The organism is Pectobacterium peruviense (assembly GCF_003312355.2).
Taxonomy (GTDB): Bacteria; Pseudomonadota; Gammaproteobacteria; order Enterobacterales; family Enterobacteriaceae; genus Pectobacterium; species Pectobacterium peruviense.
This window is the reverse complement of sequence record NZ_CP161826.1, coordinates 4,077,740-4,098,711: the sequence shown is the minus strand read 5'-3', so window position 1 is coordinate 4,098,711 and position 20,972 is coordinate 4,077,740. Positions and strand designations below refer to the sequence as shown.

10 protein-coding genes are annotated in these 20,972 nt (G+C 55.7%); all 10 read left to right on the top strand.

Going from position 1 to position 20,972, the window contains the following annotated elements:
• The first annotated feature begins 3 nt into the window (after positions 1 to 3).
• The gene (locus tag DUT67_RS18390; protein WP_048258786.1) at positions 4 to 963 is read left to right on the top strand and encodes a type II secretion system F family protein; all 960 of its coding nucleotides are present in this window, start codon (positions 4 to 6) and stop codon (positions 961 to 963) included.
• A 118-nt stretch (positions 964 to 1,081) separates the two neighbouring features.
• Positions 1,082 to 1,933, top strand: a complete 852-nt coding sequence (locus tag DUT67_RS18385; protein ID WP_113625466.1) for a tetratricopeptide repeat protein — start codon at positions 1,082 to 1,084, stop codon at positions 1,931 to 1,933.
• A complete protein-coding gene (locus DUT67_RS18380; RefSeq protein WP_113633019.1) occupies positions 1,933 to 2,481 on the top strand; it encodes a hypothetical protein in 549 nt (182 codons plus the stop codon). The genes DUT67_RS18385 and DUT67_RS18380 overlap by 1 nt, the downstream gene beginning before the upstream one ends.
• Positions 2,474 to 3,106 (top strand): TadE/TadG family type IV pilus assembly protein, encoded by a 633-nt coding sequence (locus tag DUT67_RS18375; protein WP_113633018.1) that lies wholly within the window; start codon positions 2,474 to 2,476, stop codon positions 3,104 to 3,106. Before DUT67_RS18380 ends, DUT67_RS18375 begins: the two co-directional genes overlap by 8 nt.
• A gap of 179 nt (positions 3,107 to 3,285) precedes the next feature.
• Positions 3,286 to 4,917: a Tad domain-containing protein gene (locus tag DUT67_RS18370; protein ID WP_113633017.1), complete on the top strand. Its 1,632-nt coding sequence runs from the start codon at positions 3,286 to 3,288 to the stop codon at positions 4,915 to 4,917.
• 58 nt (positions 4,918 to 4,975) lie between these two features.
• Positions 4,976 to 14,626 (top strand): beta-propeller fold lactonase family protein, encoded by a 9,651-nt coding sequence (locus DUT67_RS18365; RefSeq protein WP_113633016.1) that lies wholly within the window; start codon positions 4,976 to 4,978, stop codon positions 14,624 to 14,626.
• A 254-nt stretch (positions 14,627 to 14,880) separates the two neighbouring features.
• The gene (locus DUT67_RS18360) at positions 14,881 to 16,656 is read left to right on the top strand and encodes a TolC family protein (protein WP_113633015.1); all 1,776 of its coding nucleotides are present in this window, start codon (positions 14,881 to 14,883) and stop codon (positions 16,654 to 16,656) included.
• A complete protein-coding gene (locus tag DUT67_RS18355; protein WP_113633014.1) occupies positions 16,656 to 17,411 on the top strand; it encodes an efflux RND transporter periplasmic adaptor subunit in 756 nt (251 codons plus the stop codon). Before DUT67_RS18360 ends, DUT67_RS18355 begins: the two co-directional genes overlap by 1 nt.
• On the top strand, positions 17,408 to 18,766 hold the full coding sequence (locus DUT67_RS18350) for an efflux RND transporter periplasmic adaptor subunit (protein WP_113633013.1): 1,359 nt from the start codon (positions 17,408 to 17,410) through the stop codon (positions 18,764 to 18,766). The genes DUT67_RS18355 and DUT67_RS18350 overlap by 4 nt, the downstream gene beginning before the upstream one ends.
• A gap of 2 nt (positions 18,767 to 18,768) precedes the next feature.
• Complete coding sequence (locus tag DUT67_RS18345) at positions 18,769 to 20,898, top strand: HlyD family efflux transporter periplasmic adaptor subunit (protein WP_048258795.1); 2,130 nt, start codon at positions 18,769 to 18,771, stop codon at positions 20,896 to 20,898.
• Positions 20,899 to 20,972 lie beyond the last annotated feature (74 nt).

Sequence of the window (20,972 nt, the reverse complement as noted above, 5' to 3'; positions counted from 1 at the left end):
CTCATGACTGTTTTTGACGATCCCTTACTGTTGTTGGCGCTAGTGCTGATGGTGGCTGGAATCTATCTGGCCCGTACACAACATAAAATCCAGCAATACAAACAGCTGGAAATTCGCATGCGTGGGCATTTACCCAGCGCCTCTATAGAGGCGGCCTCTCAGGATAACATCCTGAGAGGCCAGGGAACGGCATTATCCCCCCTGTTGGAAAAGCTGTTGCAGCCTCTCGCCACGCAGGGCGAACGCCTGTCGGGATCGGATCGCGATCGCCGCAATCTGCGTCGCCTGCTGGATCTCGCAGGGCTTCGCCGTAACGAAGCGGTGGGCTGGCTGGTGATGGGGAAATTTGCCGCTGGGGCGCTGCTCGCTATCGCCCTGGTGTGGGGCTGGTTGCCACCTGCCGATCGTGCGGGCTTGACGGGCGTAGCTGCAGGTCTGATTGGCTTCTTTGTCGGCTCCATGGTGCCGGAGTGGTGGCTGAAATGGCGTGCGGCAAGCCGAGGTGAAAAGCTGGCGCGTGCGGTGCCGGACGCGCTGGATCTGATGGTGGTCTGCGCCGAAGCCGGTCTACCTATCGGACGCGTGTTACAGGTGGTATCGAAGGAGTTAGGGCTGTCTTCACCGGAAATGGCGGATGAACTGCATTACACCGCCGCCGAATTACAGATCCTGTCGGATCGTACGCTGGCGATGAAGCATTTGGCGGAGCGTACCCGGGTCAGCGAGATCGAAAGTATGGTGGCGACGCTGATTCAGGCGGAGCGCTACGGCACACCGCTGTCTCAGGCGCTGCGTACGATTGCCGATGAAAGCCGCAAGACGCTGATTCTGGGGCTGGAAGAGAAGGCTGGGAAATTGCCTGCGCAGCTGAGCGTGCCGTTGATGGCGCTGATCTTGCCGCCGATTATCGCGATTATGGCATCACCCGCGTTGGTGCGAGTGATTCGCCTGCTGGCGCAATAGCTTTTTACTTTCAAGATATTGATTTTAAAGCATTGATTTTAAAACGTTGAGTTTACAAACATCGATTTCCGGTATGAACCGGAAATTACTAGCGTTACAACCGATGGAGTTATCGAAGATGGTCGATCTGGTAGCAAAACTTAAGCGCGGCGCGCCTATGCTGGCACTGCTGATTGTCAGTACCGTGCTGGCGGGATGCGGCAGCTCGATGGCGATTAAAGGCAGCAAAGATGAAGGCTTGCGTCTGGCTCGTCTGCTACGCGATCAAGGACGTGTTGAAGCGGCGACGGAAGTGTACGCGCGCCTCGATAGTCGTGATGCGCTGAAAGGGGCAGAGATGCTGGAATATGCCAGCGTTGCGGCTCTGGCACGTTCGCCACAGCAGACGCTAGAACTGTACGGACGAGCGCGTCAGGCGCTGGGCGGTGATACCAACCAAATGACGTCGGGAGAAGCGCTGGCGGTGTGTCTGGGAATGGGACGTGCGCAGCTAGCATTAGGACGTAATGCGATGGCGCAAACCGACTTTGCCTGTGCGCTGAAAGCACAGCCGAATGACGCTGGCGCACTCAATGGCATGGGCGTGGTGATGGATGCATCAGGCAAACACGCAGAAGCGCGTCAGCTGTTTGAAAAAGCATTGCAGGTGAACCCAGCCGATGTTGCGGCACTCAACAATCTGGCGCTTTCATGGTTGGCGAGCGGTAATACGGACAAGGCGATTTCTCTGCTGCGTTCGGTGGATGAGAGTAACGCAACCAGCAGGCTGAATCTGGCGCTGGCCTACCTTTCTGGTGGCAGGGACGATGAAGCGCGTTCGGCGCTGGCGACCATTGCACAGCCACAGCGTATTGATGGCTTAATGGACGAACTGAATCAGCGTTTACAGCAGATGCAGCAGGATAAATCCCGCGGCGAAGCGCTGCTTTTGTCCAGCCGTCAACGTCTGCAATTGAGTGCACCTGAGTAATGGTGTGGCTTCGTAATCGCGACCCGTGGCGTAAGAAAGGTCTTGTGCCATGGCATGAACGTAACTGGCGCAGCACGCGCGGCGTGATTGCTACGGAAGTGGCATTTCTGGTGCCGGTGGTGCTGGTCGGGGTGATGATGCTGTTTGAACTGGCTCGTATCGGGCTGGTGATCGCCGTTGGCAGCGCCGCGCTGGATAAAGCCGTACAGACGTTTCGTCTTGATAACCTTGTTACGGACAGTGCGGAACAGATGGGAACGCGGCTAAAAGCGCGCATGGTTGAATCAGGATACGGCTACCTCAAGGAAGACGATTTAACCGTCAGCGTATTGCACTTCGACAATCTGACTCAACTTGGCGGGCTGACGAACGGCAATAGCAGTCAGGACAACCCCAATGACGAAGAAACGACGACGCTGCCAGTGTGGTCCGTGACGGTGCAGATTAAAAAAGCGTTTATTACGCCGCTGCCGGAAGTGTTAACGCTGGGTGACACTTTCCGTTATCAGTACAAACATGTGTTTGGGACGGAACTGCGTAATGACTGATCGCTTATTGAAAGCCTGTCGTTTATTAAAAACCGACCGTTTCCTGAGCGGGATCCATCGCTTCTGGTATTCTCGCCGTGGTTCTCTTGCGGTAGAAACGGCGCTGGCGTTTCCGATTGTACTGGCGATAGGTTCGCTGTGTGCGGATCTCTACACCGTCGGGCTGGAACGTACGCGCATGGAACAGCGAGCGGGTGCCATTGCGTCAATATTAGCGATGCAGCAGAAGCTGGATGAAAAAGGGCTAAAGGGGCTGCTCGATACGGTATTGCCAATGGAAGGGGCAGGGAACTATCAGTTGTTAATCAGCAACGTGCGCCAAACTGGTGAGCTGTACTGGCAGTTGAGCAGAGGCACAGCAGAAGCGCTGTGTGTGGAAAGTGAAACACTGCCAGGTGAAGAGTATCTCCCTGAACTGCCGGAAAGAGATCGTGAAGAAGGCAGTAAGACTACCTCCATGATAGTGGTCGAGATTTGCCGTCAGGGTAAAGACGTGAGCCTGCTGGGCGGTATGTCGCTGGGCGGTCTGCTGCACGCGTCGTCAGTCAACCGGGTCGCTATCAACGTGGTTGAACTGGATGAGGTACTCAGAAAAGAGGCTCTGCTAGAGGAAGAAGATCAGTAATAACCGACGTATATAGAGATACAGAAGCGGCAAATAGACCGCAAACGGCAGCGAGTGTCTCGTTACCGAAATAACGAAACGATTAAGACAAATAGGCATATGAGCAATGTCGTTTTTATTTTCCCGTTTTATGGGCGGGTTAAGTACGTGCTGAATCCAGGTATACAGGACAGGAAGTAATGAAAAAAACCTTACAGAACAGAAGCGTAAAAAAAGACGACATTGGAATAACGCTATTCTGGCGTGAGCGCCTGTCTGCCTTCATTCAGCAGGAAAAGGGGGCGGGTACTGCATTCTATACGCTAGGTGCGATGGCCTTATTAGTGACAGCGGCTTTTATCGTCGATACCTCGACGGCAACGGGTGACGCGACGCAGATCAAACGCGCGACAGATGCCGCCGCGCTGGCTGTCGGGCATCAAGCGACCATTAATGGCGAAGAATACAGTCAGGAAGATACCAATAAGTTGGCGTATGAATACGTCAAAAACAATCTGGGGATGAATAAGGCCCTGAGTGAAAAACTGCTGGCGAGCGATGTGTCCGTTACTGAAGGGCGCAACAGTGCCACACGTAAAACCTATACCGTTACTGCCGCCTTTGAAACCAAGCCTAGCCTGCTGAGCCTAGGCGCAAAGAAGCAGGAAGTGTATTCGACCTCGGAAGTCATCAACCGGCCGACCGAAATTGCCTTTGTTATGCCAGTGACTGGCGATATGAGTGATGGGGATATCCGCTCGCTGAAAAGCGTCAGCCGCGCGTTTGTCGAACGCATGCTAAGCAGCGCGGACGGTAAACGCGACAACCTGTGGCTATCGCTGGTGCCGTACAGCCAGTCCGTAAACGTGTACGACGCAGAAGATGCGAATCGCATTCGTCGCTGGTCTACGCCGAGCGCGCTAAACCCGCCGGAGCTGCGTTCGCTTTTTGCCAGTGGCGTTGTCAGCAGTCTCGCCGATCGCCGTTTCCCCGATCGCCGCGCTAACCTACTGTGCATGTATCGCGGGCTAGGCCGGGAAGAAAACTTCTTTTGGGATGAGCCGCCCGCAGGGCAATTCCGTATTTACTACCGTCACGACTTGCCGCAAAACGGCAGCCCCGGCGCACCGCCGATCTCTTGGCGCGGCCCGAATCCCGACCTCTATCCGTGGGATAACAACTCCAATGCCGTAGATACCCGCTTTATTGTGGCAGACCGTGGGTGCCCAAATGCGGCGCTGATGCCGCTGACCAACGAAGAAAGCCTACTGAATCAGCGTATCGAGCAATTTTCTGCCCGTTTTAACGTGAACTACGCCATCGGTATGTCGTGGGCGGGCGCGGCGCTGTCACCTAATATGCGCGGCTCAGACGGCTGGGGTGATTCCAAACTGCCGCTGGACTTCAATCTGGACGGCAATGGTGATGGGCAAAAAGTGATCATAATGATGGCGAATACCATCGGTAACTGGTTTGACACCGACAGCTATAACTTCAATCGCAATGAATTTCGGGGTAGTACCGGAACGGATCCTGCCCGTTCCTTTGCCGCACAGCGCTTCCGCGATCTGTGTTCCAGCTTCCGTGCGAGCAATATCAAATTTTATTTTGTCGGCATTCGTCCCGGCGACCCTGAAGACTTTGGCCGCAACCTGTTCGACAGAGAAGCGACGCCGGGCCTACTGGTCTGCACTGAAGGCGAAAAACGTATGAGCTTTATCGATGGTTCAGGCTTCGGCGCAGAAGGCGTTGAGGATCAATTGATTCAACGGTTGGATCGTATTGCTGGCCAGATCGAAACCGAGGGCGGCTATGTTCGGCTGGTTGAATAACTGCTGAATGTAGCCAGGAATGACGCGATTTGCCCCTTTTATTACAGGACATGACACGATGACTTTTTCCCGCTCAAAATCTGGTTCAGCCTTAACGCGCACGCCGCGTCAGGCGTGGGTATTGGAACCGCGCATGATGTTTGATGCCGCCGCTGTGGTCACCGCAGTGGATGTGGCTGCGCACGTTGCGGCAACGGACACCGCGCCCGGCGTCGATGCCACGCCAGCTAAGGCAACGGTCACCATCACCGATTCCAGCGACAGCTTTGCGCCTATTGATCTGTTCAGTAGCGTTAGCGTGTCAGCGGATAAAGGCGGGCAGGAACTGAAAGATCTCGTGATTACGGTCAACCGCACGGGCGCGAATCAGGCATTAGTCATTGATGGCACTGAAATTACATTAGAGTCTGGTAATGGTGCAAAAACGACTGTTGGTGCTGGTCAATATAGCTATACGGTTGCTGTCAGTGGCGCGACGACAACCGTCACCGTTAGCATTGCTTCATCTGAAGCGTTTGAGCCTAATGACGTTGCTAAGCTGATTGATGGTATTGCCTATAAGCCACTTGATAAAACCGTGGCTGGCGGCGATGTGACGGTAACGTTGAAAAGTCTGAGTGACGACAGCGACACGGCCGATCTGAATATTCATGCGACCGTCACTATCGACAGCAAGATCAATGTGGCGCCCGTGGTGTCTGCATCGGATGCGCCCGAACTGGCCGAATTGATCATCGTACCCGGTATGGAATCGCCACAGGACGTGCGTTATTCCAATAATGGCGATCGCGCCTATGCCATAGGAAGCGATGGCACACTGGGGGTCTTTACCGTTGGCGAGCATGGCAAACTGACGTTGAGCCAAACGCTGAGTGATATCAGCGCGCTCAAGGATGTGAAAGACATCGCACTGAGTGCGGACAATCGTTCACTTTATGCCATCACGGGCGATAGCAATATTGTCGCACTTAGCCTTGATGATAACGGACAGGTCATTCAGGTCGATGGCAGCTATACCCAAACCATCCCCTCGCAAAACGGCAATATTACCGGGCTTGCCGTCTCCAGCGATGGCACTCAGGTTTATGTTGCCACTCAGTGGAACGGCATGGTCATCTTTACTCGCGATGCGACGACAGGCGGCCTGACATTCCTCCAGCGCGTGAATGACAGCGGAATCGATCGCAGCGGTATTGTGGCGAGCAGCGGTAACTATGTTGTCACGATGGGGATGGGGGCAAAGCACACGCTGTCGGTTTATCAGCGTAGTGAAACCGGAACATTAACCTCTGTCGCGACGCTGGAAACGTCTGGGGAAGGTTATGGCGCGGTAGATTATCAACTGACGATCTCGAAGGATCAGCAGTTCATCTACGTTGCCGATCCTGACAGCGGTGAAATCAGCGTCTATCAACTGCGCGATGGTACTGAAGGGAAGACGCTGACCCGCACGGATACGAAAACGCTGGAAGGTGTCAACGCACTCTATCTTAACGCCGACGGTAGCCAGCTCTATGCTTTAAGCAGCGAAGGCACATTGCAGATTTATAGCGTCAGCGCCTCTACGGGAGCGCTAAGCGAAAGCGGTCAGATTAAGGATATCGGCGATACGCGTGGCATGGTGCTATCGCCAGATGGGCAGTCACTCCTGATCGCCGGTGAGGCGATTCAGCGCTTTAGTGCGTTACGCACTTACCTCTATGGCAGCGACTTACCGTTTGCCGATCATGTTGCGCTTTCGGATAGCAATCTGGATGTGTTAAACGGCGGCGCAGGTAACTATAACGGTGCCACGCTGACCATCGGTCGTGAAACGCCTTCCGCAGACGATCAATTCGGCCTGAGTGCAGGTAACAGCCTGACGCTGCAAGATGGCAAAGTTCTGCAATCAGGCACAGAGATTGGCACCTTCGCACAGAATCAGGGCACGCTCAGCGTAACCTTTACCGCGGATGTCACGAAAGAGACAGCCAATGCCGTCCTGAAGCAAATCACCTACCGCAACATCGGTAGCCAGAGCGCTACCGAAACGGTGGTGCTGACGGTGACCGCGAACGATGGCGAGCTGAACAGCACGGTGACTACCGTCGCGCTATTGCTGACCGCCAACAGCGCACCAACGCTGGTTAGCCAGGGCGGAAATAACCTGACGCTGGATACGCGCGGTGGCTCCGTCACGCTGTTCAAAGATACCGCGATTAACACCGGAGAAGCCGGACAGGCGCTGACAAAACTGTCGATCGGGATTGATGGTCTAAACAACCCGCATCAGGAATACCTGACGGTGGATGGCACGGTCATCGACCTGAGCAAAGACAGCGCTGGCACCACGGTGAGCGGTTACCAGTATAGCTACACCTATAACGCCCCGAGCGGTGAATCCTCACTGGTGCTAAGTAGTGCTCAGGGCATCAGCAGCATGGCGATGATGAAGTTGGTCGATGGCCTGAACTACTCGGCTGGCAAAGAGAGCACCAGCGCCAGCGGGTTGCGTACCATCACCTTAACCGAGTTACAGGATAACGGCGGCACCGCCAATGGTGGGAGCGATACCGCGACGCTGGTGGTATCCGGCAGCGTCAATCTCGCCTTCAACGAACTGCCAACGATCGAGGCGACCTATTCCCCCGATGCTGCGCTGTTTTACAACGATGGGAAACTCAGTGACTACAACGAGCGCGTTTCGGCGATCGGTGTTTCTCAAGATGGTAAGACGTTGTTGGTCACCGGCAGTGAAGGGAACAATAACAGCGGCAAGACCTACCTGCGCGTTTACGCTCGTGATGCGGAAACCGGCGAATTGACGTTGTTACAAAGCTTCACGCAGGGCGAACAGGACGATCCGTCCACCCCTGTGATTGAAGTTAACGGCCTGAATACCCTCACCACGCTGGTACAGTCGAAAGACGGCAGTAGCGTGTATGTGGCAGGGGGAAGTGGAAGCGCCTACTCTTTGGTGCAGTTTAGTCGTGATGCCACGACGGGGCTGCTCAGCTATGTCGGGATTGTCGCCACACAAGGTGTGAATGGCGTTAGCGGCCTGGATGCGGCGGTTTCCGAGATCGTGCTGTCCGACGACGGCACCTCGCTATATACCATTAACGGCGTGACGCCGACGGATGGATCGACCAATAAAAACGCCGTTGTTTTCTTCTCACGCGATACCACTTCCGGTGCGCTAACGTTTGTCGGCTCGCTGGTTGGTAGCGATACCATTCCGCTGAAAAGTCCAAGCGGCATTGTGCTGTCCAGCGATGGTAAATCGGCCTATATCTCTAATCTGGGGAACAACAGCATTACCGTACTGTCGCGCGATGCGGAGACGGGGAGCCTGAGCTATGTCAGTACGATCAATAAAAGTACGATCGCTGCTGATGTGAACAGCGCAGACATTCCTAAGGACGATCGTTACCTCACCGCACTGCAAGATATCGTTATTTCACCCGATAACCGTTTTGTTTATGTGTCGTCAAATACGCAGGGTACCGTCTCAATTTTCAGCCGTGATGGGGACACCGGGGCGCTGACCTACGCGGGGACAATGGATTTATACAACAGTGAAAGCCATGTTCCTGCGGAGCTACGTGCGACATCACTGCGCGAAATTATTCTCTCTCAGGATGGTTCAGCGCTGTATGTTGCGGCGTTCGGCGGTAAATCACTGCTGGTCTTCGCCCGCGATGCTGATTCTGGTGCCTTAACGTACCGTAATAGTGTTGAGCTCTCGGTTGCCACCGTCAACCACCTCGCTGTTAGTGCCGATGGTAAAAATATCTATGCGGGCGTCAGTACGTTCTTTGCGGGGCTAAACGTGTTCACCGCAGCGGCAAATGCACCTTATAGCCAGACGGCAGATATACCGTTTGCAACCAGCGTTACGCTGTCAGACCAGGAGCTGGATGCTGCTGATGACTATAAGAGTGCATCAATCACTATTAGCCGTAATGGCGAAGCATCGGCAAACGATCACTTCGCTTTCCAGAGCGGAAGCGATCTGACGTTGTCCGGCAGCGAGATTCAATATCAGGGTGCGACCATTGGCACCTTCAGCGTGAGTGAAGGGACGGTGACGGTGGTGTTTACCGAAAGCGTCACTAAAGCGGTCGCCAATCAGGTTCTGCATCAGATTACCTATCGCAATGATGGTGATACGGCTGGCGCATCGATTCCACTGAATATCACCTTTAGCGATGGTGCTAAGGATACCAGCCTGCTGTTGACGCTGGTGCCGAATAAAGCACCGATCGTAGATAACGTGGAATATGTCCCTGCGTCTGGTGCTGCTGGCCAGTCGTATAACGTGGAACTGCCAGAAAACTTGTTCCTCGATCCTGAAAATGGCGCATTGACGTGGCGGGTCAACGGTCTTCCTGATGGATTAACCTTCGATTCTGCAACCCGCACGATTTCCGGTACGCCAGCGCTTAATGGCGCAGGATCCTTTGCTATTACCGTGATAGTGACCGATGAATCGGGCGCTGAGGCGGAACAGACGCTGATGTTGAACATTGCTTCCGAACCCGCACAAATGCCAGCGATTGGCGGTGAGTCGAGCGCCCTTCAGAATGATTACGGCCTTGATGGCTATGACTCTACTAGTTATGTCGATGTGCTGAGCGGGGTAAAAGATAGCGCGCTGGCTGCGGATGGGAAAACCCTCTATGTCGTGAGTTCACCTGAGGGGGGATCTGCGGTACTGAGTATTTTTGTACGTAATGAGGAAGGCAAATTTACCCTGTCGAAAACCTTCTTTAATTACCGCTCTGTTTATAACGATGAGACAGGGCAAAACGATAACGTTGTGGACAATGCAGGATTAGCCGGTGCGTCAGATGTGATTCTGTCCGCTGATGGGCAATACCTGTATGTGGTGGGTAGCGAAGGCAATGCGGTGACCATTTTCAGCGTTGGCAGCGACGGTGAGCTGACGCAGGCTGGCGTCCTTGATCAAGCCGCGCTGGGCGGTCGTTCGCTGGATGTGCGTTCTCACATTGTTTCTCAGGGCGATTACCTCTACCTCACTACTGCCCAATCTGACAGTGATAATGACAGTCGCAGCGTGCTGGTGTTTAAGCGCGGTACGGACGGTAGCCTGACATCGGTTTCCCAGACCGATAATCTGATCGGGGCGAGCCGTCTTGTGCTTGATTCAACCGGGCGCTATCTGTTTGTGTCGGGTTCCGGCGGTACCGTCGGTGTCACCGCATTCAGTATTGATGCTCAAGGCGCGTTGTCTCAGGTCGGCCAGATTAGTGGAGCGAGCGAGTATTACATCAATTCACTTGCTCTCTCACCTGATGGCAAAACGCTGTATGCGATTAATGCCGATGTGGGTAATTACACGCTCAATACGATAACGGTAGGTGCAGATGGGGCACTGACGCTTACGGATACAACGTCAATCACCGATGACGGTGGTGATTCCGGTGAAGCGCTGGCGACCAATCTGGTGGTTTCTGCTGATGGCACGGCGCTGTTCGTCATTGGCAAGAATATTTCTGTTTTCGCTCGTGCTGAAGATGGCAGCCTGACGTTGAAGCACACGATTAGCGGCAGTTGGGATAGCCCGCTCAATATTTCCTTCTCTGATCTGCAAAACGTCGAATTGAGTGCAGACGGCAAGCAGCTGTACCTGATTGGCGGCGATAAGATCCATGTGCTGAATGTCGGTACTGCTGGGGCCACCTACACCGAAGATACTGATGCAACGGTGCTGCTGCCATCAGGTCGTTTGTCCGATCCGCAGTTAGATGCGTCAAATAACGGTGCGGGTAACTATAGCGGCGCGAGCATCACGGTGGGCCGACAAGAAGGCGGGCTACCGGAAGATACATTTGGCTTTAAGGCGGATAACGGTCTAACGCTGGACGGTAACACCCTCGTTAAAGATGGCACTACGATTGCTACCTTTACGCAGATTAATGGCGTGCTCACGGTGACCTTTACGGCTGCGGTGACAAAAGCCGATGCGCAGAATGTGCTGCGTCAGATTACCTACCAGAACACCAGTCAGGATCCAGAACATGCGGGATCGTCACCTGCCTTCACCTTCAGCATCAATGATGGCGACAATAACGTCGCTACGATGGACGTGACGGTTAATCTTGTTGGCGTAAACGATCCGGCTGTACTGAATACGACGGTGCTGAATCCACAAATTCCGGGCAACGGCGAGTTCGTTAAGCTGTTTAAAGATACGCATATCGACACCGTCGAGAGTGGACAAACCATCTGGCAGGTGGTGCTGACGTTTGATGTCTCAGGGCCAAATGAGACGATCAGCGTCGATGGCAGTACGATCGTGCTCGAAAAATCCAACGGTACACCGCGCACAGCCAGTGGATTGCAATATTCCGTTGAAGTGAAAGACGGTAAAGCCACGGTTCTTCTGTATGTCGGGAAAGACGGTAGCGGCACGGCTGAGATTATTGACAGTATCGGCTACAACTATCTGGGCAGCGATCCAAGCGGGGAACGCCACGTTACCCTGATGGTCAAGGAAAATAACTATAGCGGTAGCGCCCCGGAAACTACGCTGGAACAAACCATTACGCTGACGCTGGTACCTGCGGCAGAAGCCAATACCGCGCCGGTTATTACTGTTCCGGCTACAACACCGACGTATACCGAACGCGCCGATCCTATCGTGCTGGCACCTGACGCAACGGTGTCTGATGCGCAGATGGACAAACTTAACGGCGGCAAAGGCAATTACGACGGCGCGACGCTGAAGATTACGCTGGGTGACGGTAAAACGGCGCTGGATAAGCTGAGTCTGAATGCTGGCAACGGCCTGACATTATCGGGTGATACGCTTCAGAAAGACGGTGTGGCGATTGGTCAGGTCAGTAATAAAGACGGCGTGCTGACGATTCATTTTAATAGTCATGCAGGCACGATCCCCACCACGGAAGATGTGCAGAACACGCTACGTCAAATTACCTACGCCAGCGACAGCCATACGCCTGCCGCACTGGTCGCGGTGACGGTAACGCTAGCCGATCGCTATCTGGAATCTCAGGTTACGGCCTTGTCGGTGGCGATTACCGCTATCAACGACACGCCTGTGGTGGCGAACGATCCGGTGCTCTCTGCCGATGAATTGCGCTTGGTGAATGCGTATACCGCGATTACCGGGCTAGGCACGGTGACGGCGGCAGCCCGCACGGCAGATGGGCTGGCGGTGTATGTCAGCGATGATAAAGGGGCGATTGCCTTATTCCAGCGTGATGCGAACAGCGGCGAATTAACCTATGTGCGTACTTTTGCCGCCGTAGACGGTGTCCAGGGGATAAGCCAGTTACAGGTTTCTGTTGAGGGCAACAGCGTGTATGCACTGCGTGCCGACGGCAACGCGATTGTCTGGTTTAGCCGGGATGCTGAAGGCAATCTGGAACATAAAGAAACCATCGTTGATGTCTACGAAATACACAATAGTAACCTTTACGACATCAAAGGCATCACCCTGTCTGATGATGGCAAGACGCTGTATGTCATCAACAACTACAACCTCCTCTGGTTTACCCGCGATACGGCAACAGGCAAGCTCGATTATGTTGGATTGATCGAGGGGGGGATGTGGAGTGAACCTTACCTATGGCAAGCCAGCGAAGTAGTTAGCCGTGGCAATTTGCTATTTGTGACGACAAATACCAGCAGTGGTTCATCACTGATTGTGTATACGCGTGGTGACAACGGCGAGCCGACGCTATTGGGGAACATCCGCGACTTTACCGATGCCTCAGGTAATACCGTGCAGCTTTCTGGGCTGGAACAGATAACGGTCAGCGCCGATGGACGCAGAGTCTTTGTCGCCAGTGCAGGGCAGATCGATGCCTTTGCGCTGGATACGGCAACGGGAACCTTCACGCACCTTGCCCGCGTCGCAGCAGAAGGCTCGGTGAGTGACATCGCTTTCTCTGCTGATGCGCGAGTGCTGTACGTTACGCAAAGTGACGGTTCGCTGACTCGCTATGTGCTGAATGGTCAGGCGCTGATACCGCTCGATACGCAGGTAAGTGGCGGTGCAGGCTTCACCCATCTGCTGTCGGTTGACGGTGGTCTGATTGCGCTCGGCAATGGCGTAACGGCGCTGGATGAAGTCTCTCGTCTGCCGATTTATCGCATTGATGGCTCAGCGGTTATCGTCGCGCCGTCTATCATCTTCAGTGATGCGGAACTGGATGCACTGAACGGCGGGACGGGAAATTATCAGGGTGGGTCGATCACGCTACAGCGCGGTGAAGCGGCGTCAGCAAGCGATCGTTTCGATTTTACCGCTGGTAATGGTTTCACGTTGGCGAATGGTGTGATTAGCAAAGAAGGACAAGCGGTCGCGACCTTCACACAGGTGGACGGCAAACTCACGGTAACCTTCACCGCTGCTATTTCTCGTGCGGATGCGACGGCGCTTGCACGTCAGATTAGCTGGGCGACGAGCGCTCCACTGACCGGAAGCGCGGTATCACTGACGTTGGTATTCAATGATGGCGAAGCCAATTCCACCGCGCAGACGCTCGGTGTTACGTTGCTAAGAGAGAACAATCTACCGCCTGTTGGTCATGCTGAGCAGTTCACTCCGCCAGCCGCACAGGTTGGCACCCGCTGGTCTTATTCCTTGCCTGATAGTCTTTTCAGTGATGCGGAAAATGACGCACTGACGCTGTCGATCAACGGTCTACCGAACGGGCTGACGTTTGATACCGCAACGCGCACGATCGGGGGCGATCCGACCGTGTCGGGAACATTCAGCCTGACGATTACTGCCACGGACAGCGTGGGCAACGCGACGGCGCTGAATGTGGCGCTGACGGTCAATGCCGCCTCGACGCCAGTCGACCCCGGTACACCAACGGAGCCAGCCAATCCTGACAACACCTCCACAGCGGCACCGGTCATTCTGGTGCAGCAGGGGGTAAGCCTGCCTGTTGATTCGGACGAAAGAGAACGCGAACAACCGCTGGGTGCGATTGTCGCCGATCTGTCTCGTCCAGACGTTCAACCGCTACCGACTAACATTACTGCCGAACCTGTGCGGCAGCGCGATGCTGATACGGCGCGCCAGTCTGATGCCCCGTGGGTGCTCGATCCCGTGATGTCACAGCTGATGCCGACGCTGGATCAGGTCAACTTCTCTTCTCGTGCTAACACCGTCGTGCGCGATAGCACGGCAGTCTCTCCGGCGGATTCCAACCTGTTCCTGAGCGTGCGCGGTCAGACAACGGCATTGGAATCGGCGTTCAGCAGCGTGCAGGGCGCGTTACGGCCGGATGCCTCCGGCGCACTCGCCTTTAGCTTGCCGCAGCGCATGTTCAGCGTGCGTGAAGGCAATGCCACGCTGACGCTGCAACTGGCGAACGGGCGTCCGCTGCCTGCGTGGGTGCAGTTTGATGCCCGCAGCGGCGTGGTGCGGATTACCGATGCCAGTGCGTTGCAGGTGAATCAGATCCAACTGGCGCTGAAAGCCCAAACTGCAGACGGCACCAGCCGGACGGTGCCGATCACGCTGCAAACCGGGCAGAACGATGGCGCAGCGATGGCCACTGACCGCGGCGCGATGCAATCTCCTTCACTCCCCACTGAAAACCGGGATGTGGAGCCGTTAGCGCAAGCGGGGAAAACTGCCTTTACCGAACAGTTGCGTCAGCATCAGCCTGAACAGGATGAACTGCTGGCGGCGCTCAGTGAGCTGAGCAGCCTGCGTACATAGCACACGTAGGCTGAATATTAAGACGAGATTTTATTTACTTATACCCTAAATAATTCGAGTTGCGTGAAGGCGGCAACTGCACGAATCCCCAGGAGCTTACTCAGGTAAGTGACTGGGGTGAGCAAGGGCAGCCAACGCACAAGCAGCTTGAAGTATGACGGGTATAACCACTAACCCGGGCGCTTGCAGGTGGTAATCAATCCACAGCCTGCAAGATGAAGGGAACAGACAAATAGAAGATGGGGAGAACCCGGGTGAATCAGCACATAGCGCATTTCTGGGATAGCCAGCAGCACGACAGTCAGCAGCAGAACGTTCAACGCGAGGCTACACCACGCTCCGCAGGTTCCCGGGCGTTACGGATCGCGGTGACCCTCGCCTGTCTGGGGTTGGCAGGCTGTGCCGTCAAACCTGAACCGGTAACGGTTGAACAGCAGGTTGCACAGGCGCTGAGTGACAGAACACAGATGTTCGCCAATCAGGAACCGGTGCGCGGCACGATCACACTGGATGAAGCGATTGCCCGTGCGCTGAAATATAACCTGCAACAGCGGGTCGCACTGATGGAACAGGCAATGGAAGATGACCTGTTGGGCGTACAAAATCTGGACATGTTGTTGCCGAAACTGACTGCGCGTGCCGGATTACAAACCCGCGATAACGTGGCAGGTTCCAGCAGCCAGTCGGTCACTACTGGCCGACAGTCGTTGGAAGCGTCTACCAGTCAGGATCAGACCCAGCGTACTGCCGATCTGACGATGAGCTGGAATGTGCTGGACTTCGGTATCAGTTATTTCAACGCCAAAGTGCAGGCAAATAAATCGCTGGCGGCGGAAGAGCGTCGTCGTCGCGTCGTGGCAGATATTACCCGTCAGGTGCGGACTGCCTATTGGGAAGCGGCTACCGCGCAGCGTTTGCAGCCGGAAGTCACTACTTCGCTGACGCAGGCACGTCAGGCGTTGGAATACGCGCGTCAGACCGAACAGCAGCGTCTGCTGGCACCGGTTGAGGCGCTGCGTTTCCAGAAAAATATGCTGGAGATGGTGCGCCAGTTAGAAATTGTCGATAGCGATCTGGTAGTGGCGAAATCCCGTCTGGCGGCGTTGATGAACCTGCCGCCGTCCAGCAAATATGATGTTGTCGTGCCTAATGAAAGCAGTCTGGTTGCACCGAAGATGGCTTACTCGCTCGACGATCTGGAAAACTTCTCGATGGTGAAACGTCCGGAAGTGCGTGAAGAGAACTATCTGGCACGCAACAGCGTACTGGAAACCCGGAAATCGCTGTTGCGTCTGCTGCCGGGCGTGTCGTTGTTTGCCGGTATCAACGGCGACAGCAACAGCTATCTGGTCAATCATCAGTGGGCGAACGCGGGCGTTCAGGTCAGCGGCAACCTGCTAAACGTGCTGTCGTGGTCATCGGTGAAACGTGCCGGACAGGCGAATGAAGATCTGGCAGAAGTCCGTCGTCAGGCGTTGCGTATGGCAGTGCTGACGCAGGTGAACGTCGCCTGGCAAGAATACCAGCAGAGCACGCGGATGTTCGGTCGTTATCAGGAACTGGCGCGGATTCAGCGCGGCATCCTGAACCAAACCACGCTCAGCGTACAGCATCGTGCCGAGACGCAGATGGAGCAGGTGCGCGTCAGTACGGAAACCATTCTGACGACCCGCGCGCGTGACCGCAGCTTTGCCGATGTGCAGAATGCGCTGGGTGCGGTGTATCAGGCTGCTGGGCTGGATGTGCTGCCGGATAACGTGAACGATGTCAGCCTGGCTGCGTTAAGCAGTTCGATTGCCCGCACCACGGGGAATCTTGAAAAAGGCGGGGTTGCGGTGCCGCGCTTGTCCTTGTCAACACCGGCTACGCCTGCCACCACGACGGCTTCTACCGTAATAGCTCCATCTGCAACCAAGCCCATCACGCCTGTTGCCGTGACGCCATCGGCTAATGCAGGGAAACCCTATCGCGTGGTGAACACGGATATGTGGGACAACCTGCAATCTCTACAGGCGGGAGGCTCGCGTTAATGGCTGTCGGCATGATGCGTCCGCTGTTGCTGGTGAGTGCGTTAAGTCTGCCCCTGTGGGGGCAGGCTGCGACCACGGGAGACATTCGCGTGCAGCTCAGTGCGCAGCGTTATACCGTGTTATCCAGCGAAATTGCCGGGAAAGTGACGGATATTGCAGTGAAAGAGGGCGAACACTTCAAACAGGGCGATACGCTGGTGACGTTTGACTGCACCGTGCTGCGCGAAAAGCTGAACTACTCGAACGCCGCAGAGAATGCCGCGCGTAAGAAGCTGGCGATTGCCGATCGGTTGGATAAGCTCAATTCGATCAGCCTGTCGGATGTCGATCAAGCGCGATCGTCGGTGTCGATGGCGCAGGCGGAAAGCGGCGTCAATCGGGCGATGCTGCAACGCTGTGTGATTAAAGCCCCGTTTTCCGGTCGTGTAACGGAAACCAAGGTTAAGCGTTGGGAATCCGTGGCGGAAGGGAAAGAGCTGTTGGCGATTTATGATGACAGCGCGTTCGAGTTGGAAATGATCGTGCCGTCGCGTTGGCTAGTGTGGTTAAAGCAGGGTAGCGCTTTTCAGGTTACGCTGGATGAAACTGGCCTGAGCTATCCGGCAGAAATCAGCCGCCTCTCGTCGGCTATCGATCCGGTCAGTCAGTCGGTGAAAGCCTTTGGTCGGATTACGCAATCCACCGCTGGATTACTGCCGGGTATGAGCGGCGTCGCGCAGATTGCACCGCCTGACGCAAGTAGCGTAACGCCATGACCGAGCGGCATTCGACGACAGTAGCATCAACCGAACAGGATACCCGGCTGGCGCTGTTGGCCGAGCTGTTACAGTTGCAAAGCCGCGCCAGAGCGCGAGAAACGCTGGATGAACTGGCGTTTTTCATCGTCAATGAGACGCACAATCTGGTGAAGTATCGGCAGGCGTTGCTGTGGGATAGCGACAAACGACGTTTGCAGGCGGCTTCCGGGCTGGCCTCGCTCGACCACAATGCGCCGTTTTGTACCGAATTTAGCCGCCTGTGTCGCCAGTGGCAGGAGGAAGGGCGCCAAACGCAGGTGCTGCAATGCCGAGAACTTCCTACCGACGATCAAGTTCTATGGCAGGAACACCTGCCGGAGTTTTTACTCTGGCTGCCACTGCGTTTACCGCAGGGGGATGCGCCGCTGGTACTGGTGTTAGCACGCGATAGCGCATGGCTACCTGCCGAAATCGTGCTGTTGGAAAAGCTGGCTGACGCCTACGCGCATGCGTGGTCTAGCCTGTGCAAAGTGCGTCGTCGCCCATCGAAAACGCCGCCTGCCAGACGTCGCCTGATCCTCGGCGCTGTGGGGGCGCTGGTGTTGATCTTATTGATCCCCGTTCGCCAGTCGGTGTTGGCTCCGGCGGAGATCGTCGCACATCGTCCGGTTATGGTACGCGCCCCTGTCGCGGGCGTGGTGGATGACATTCTGGTTCGACCTAATCAAACCGTCAGCGCTAACCAGCCGCTGGTGCGGCTGGACGTGCGCGAACTGGAAAACCGGCTGGAATCGGCGCGGCAGGCTTTTGCGACTGCCGATGCCCAGTACCGTCAGGCTCAGCAGCAGGCGCTGTTCGATGCCAACAGCAAGGCCAGTCTGGCCGTGCTACAAAGCCGCCGCGAGCAGGCGCAGAGCGACATGGATTTTCTGCAACGTCAGCAGGAACGTATGCAGCTGATTTCCCCGCGTGACGGCGTGGCGATTCTTGATGACGCCAGTGACTGGATTGGGCGTTCGGTAGCAGTGGGAGAACGCATCATGATGATCGCCGATCCACACGATGTAGAACTGGAGATCCAATTGCCTGCGGCTGATGCCATTGCGCTGGAGAATGGTGCGGATGTGCGCCTGTTCCTCAATGTCGCACCAAATTCGGCACAGGAAGCGCGGCTTGAGCAGATTGGCTATCGCGCAGCGCCGACGCCGGATAATGTGATGGCCTATCGACTGCGGGCGCGTTTTACGCAGGATGACCCACAGCTTCGCGTAGGCCTGAAAGGCACCGCCAAGCTGTATGGGAAACGGACGGTGCTATTTGTGTATCTGCTGCGTAAACCGCTCGCGTCCCTGCGCGTCTGGCTGGGCGTCTAACGATGGCTGGAGCTGCAACGCCAGCCGCCGGGCTTAGCCCGCTGCGCGATGAACTGATCCTGCATGCTGGGCCCGCTAACCGTGATGGATCGCCAAGCTGGACGCTGGAAGATCCGCTACGCGGTCTTTATTTTCGCATCGGCTGGGCAGAAATGGCGATGCTATCGCGCTGGTCGATGGGGAACGCCGAGCAGATCGTGGCCGAGGTTAATCAGACTTCTGCGCTGACACTCGATGACAGCGATGTGCAGTACTTCAACCGTTTCTTGCAGGCTAACAGCCTGACGCGTGTTTCCGGTGATGAAGCGCTGGCGCAGTTTACCCGTCAGGTGGAGCAGTCGCGCGTCTCGATTTGGCGCAAGCTGCTGAAGAATTATCTGTTCTTCCGCATTCCCTTATGGCATCCCGATCGCTTTCTGGGCGCTACGCTGCCGTGGATCGCGCCGCTTTTCAGCCGTACTTTTCTCAAACTGACGCTGCTGGTGGCTGTGCTGGGGCTATTCCTCGCCGGACGCCAGTGGGAAACGTTCAAGCATACGTTTCTGCACTTCTTCACGCTGGAAGGGGCGGCGTTAGCGGGGCTGACGCTTTGCTTTACCAAGATCCTGCATGAGTTCGGCCATGCCTACACCTGCAAGCGCTTTGGTGCGCGGGTCGCTACCATGGGCGTCGCGTTTCTGGTGATGATGCCGGTGCTGTATACCGATACGTCCGGTTCATGGAAGCTCACCCGCCGCCGACAACGGATGGCGATTGGCGCGGCGGGCATGATGACCGAACTGGTGCTGGCGGCGTGGGCAACGCTGGCGTGGAGTTTTTTACCGGACGGCATGCTGCGTAGCGCCGCGTTCATGTTGGCGACGACGACCTGGATCATGACGCTGGCGATTAACCTCAGCCCGCTGATGCGCTTCGATGGTTATTTCCTGCTTTCTGACGGATTACAGGTGCCGAATCTACAAAATAGAGGCTTTGCCATCGGCCGCTGGCAGATGCGCGAATGGCTGTTCGGGCTAGGGGATGCGCCGCCGGAACACTTTCCGCGCTGGCTGCAACGCACGCTGGTGGGCTATGCCTTTGCGGTGTGGATATATCGCTTTTTCCTGTTTACCGGTATCGCGATTCTGGTTTACCACATGGCGTTCAAGCTGCTGGGGATGCTGCTTTTTGCGATTGAAATCGGCTACTTCGTGGTGATGCCCGTGGTGAATGAAGTGCGTGAATGGAGTAAACGCCGTAAGGACTATCGTATGAACCGTAATATGACGACGACGCTGTCCGTGAGCGCCGTGATTCTGCTCTTGCTAATGATTCCCTGGCAGCGCAGCGTGTACGCTCCGGCACTGTTGCGGGCGGAACAGCAAAGCAGTCTGTATATGCCCGTACCCGCGATGATTCAACGCATTGAGGTGCAGGTTGGTCAGCCTGTACACGCTGGGCAGACGCTATTTACGCTGTCGTCTGATGCGCTGGCGCATGAACAACAGCAGTTGGAGCGACAAATCGCTACGCTGAACTGGCAAAGTACCTTTCAGGTATTCAACAAGGAAGCGGCTGGCGATCACCAACGGGTGAAGCAGGAGCACGAAGCCGCGCTGCAAAAATTGCAGGTATTGCAGCGTCAGTCTGAACAGTTGACGGTACGTGCGCCGATAGACGGCGTGGTGGCAGACATGGCGACGCCGCTGGAAACGGGCGAGTGGCTGGGGCAAGGCGAATGGCTAGCCGTGGTGACCAAGCCAACCGGCGGGCTGGTGGAAGCATTTGTGTCGGAAAAAGACTGGCAGCGGCTCAGCACGGGTGGAAAAGGCACGTTTTATTTACAGGATGTCAGCCGCTCGTCGCTGCCGCTCACGATTGTGGAAATTGCCAGCACGGCGACCCGCGATCTGAATGCCGCGCCGGAACTCGCTTCGGTTTACGGCGGCGATATTGCCACGTTGAGCGATTCACAACGTAAGCTGCATCCTGAGCAGGCAGTTTATCGCGTACTACTCAGCCTGCCTGCCGATTATCGTGCTCAGCCGCAAGTGCTGCGCGGCACAGTCGTCATGGACGGCGAGGCGCAAAGCCTGTTGATTCGCGGTTGGAAAGTGGTATCTGCCGTGCTGATCCGCGAACTGTCATTCTGATCGGTTTTGATTTCTGCGATGTCGATCCTGACTTTCTTCCCGCTAGTGCCAGATTCTTGTTTTTGCTGGCAGTA

Bases quoted from the DNA above. Each gene is read 5' to 3' on its own strand.
- DUT67_RS18390 (WP_048258786.1), top strand. From the start codon at position 4: ATGACTGTTTTTGACGATCCCTTACTGTTGTTGGCGCTAGTGCTGATG.
- DUT67_RS18385 (WP_113625466.1), top strand. From the start codon at position 1,082: ATGGTCGATCTGGTAGCAAAACTTAAGCGCGGCGCGCCTATGCTGGCA.
- DUT67_RS18380 (WP_113633019.1), top strand. From the start codon at position 1,933: ATGGTGTGGCTTCGTAATCGCGACCCGTGGCGTAAGAAAGGTCTTGTG.
- DUT67_RS18375 (WP_113633018.1), top strand. From the start codon at position 2,474: ATGACTGATCGCTTATTGAAAGCCTGTCGTTTATTAAAAACCGACCGT.
- DUT67_RS18370 (WP_113633017.1), top strand. From the start codon at position 3,286: ATGAAAAAAACCTTACAGAACAGAAGCGTAAAAAAAGACGACATTGGA.
- DUT67_RS18365 (WP_113633016.1), top strand. From the start codon at position 4,976: ATGACTTTTTCCCGCTCAAAATCTGGTTCAGCCTTAACGCGCACGCCG.
- DUT67_RS18355 (WP_113633014.1), top strand. From the start codon at position 16,656: ATGGCTGTCGGCATGATGCGTCCGCTGTTGCTGGTGAGTGCGTTAAGT.
- DUT67_RS18350 (WP_113633013.1), top strand. From the start codon at position 17,408: ATGACCGAGCGGCATTCGACGACAGTAGCATCAACCGAACAGGATACC.
- DUT67_RS18345 (WP_048258795.1), top strand. From the start codon at position 18,769: ATGGCTGGAGCTGCAACGCCAGCCGCCGGGCTTAGCCCGCTGCGCGAT.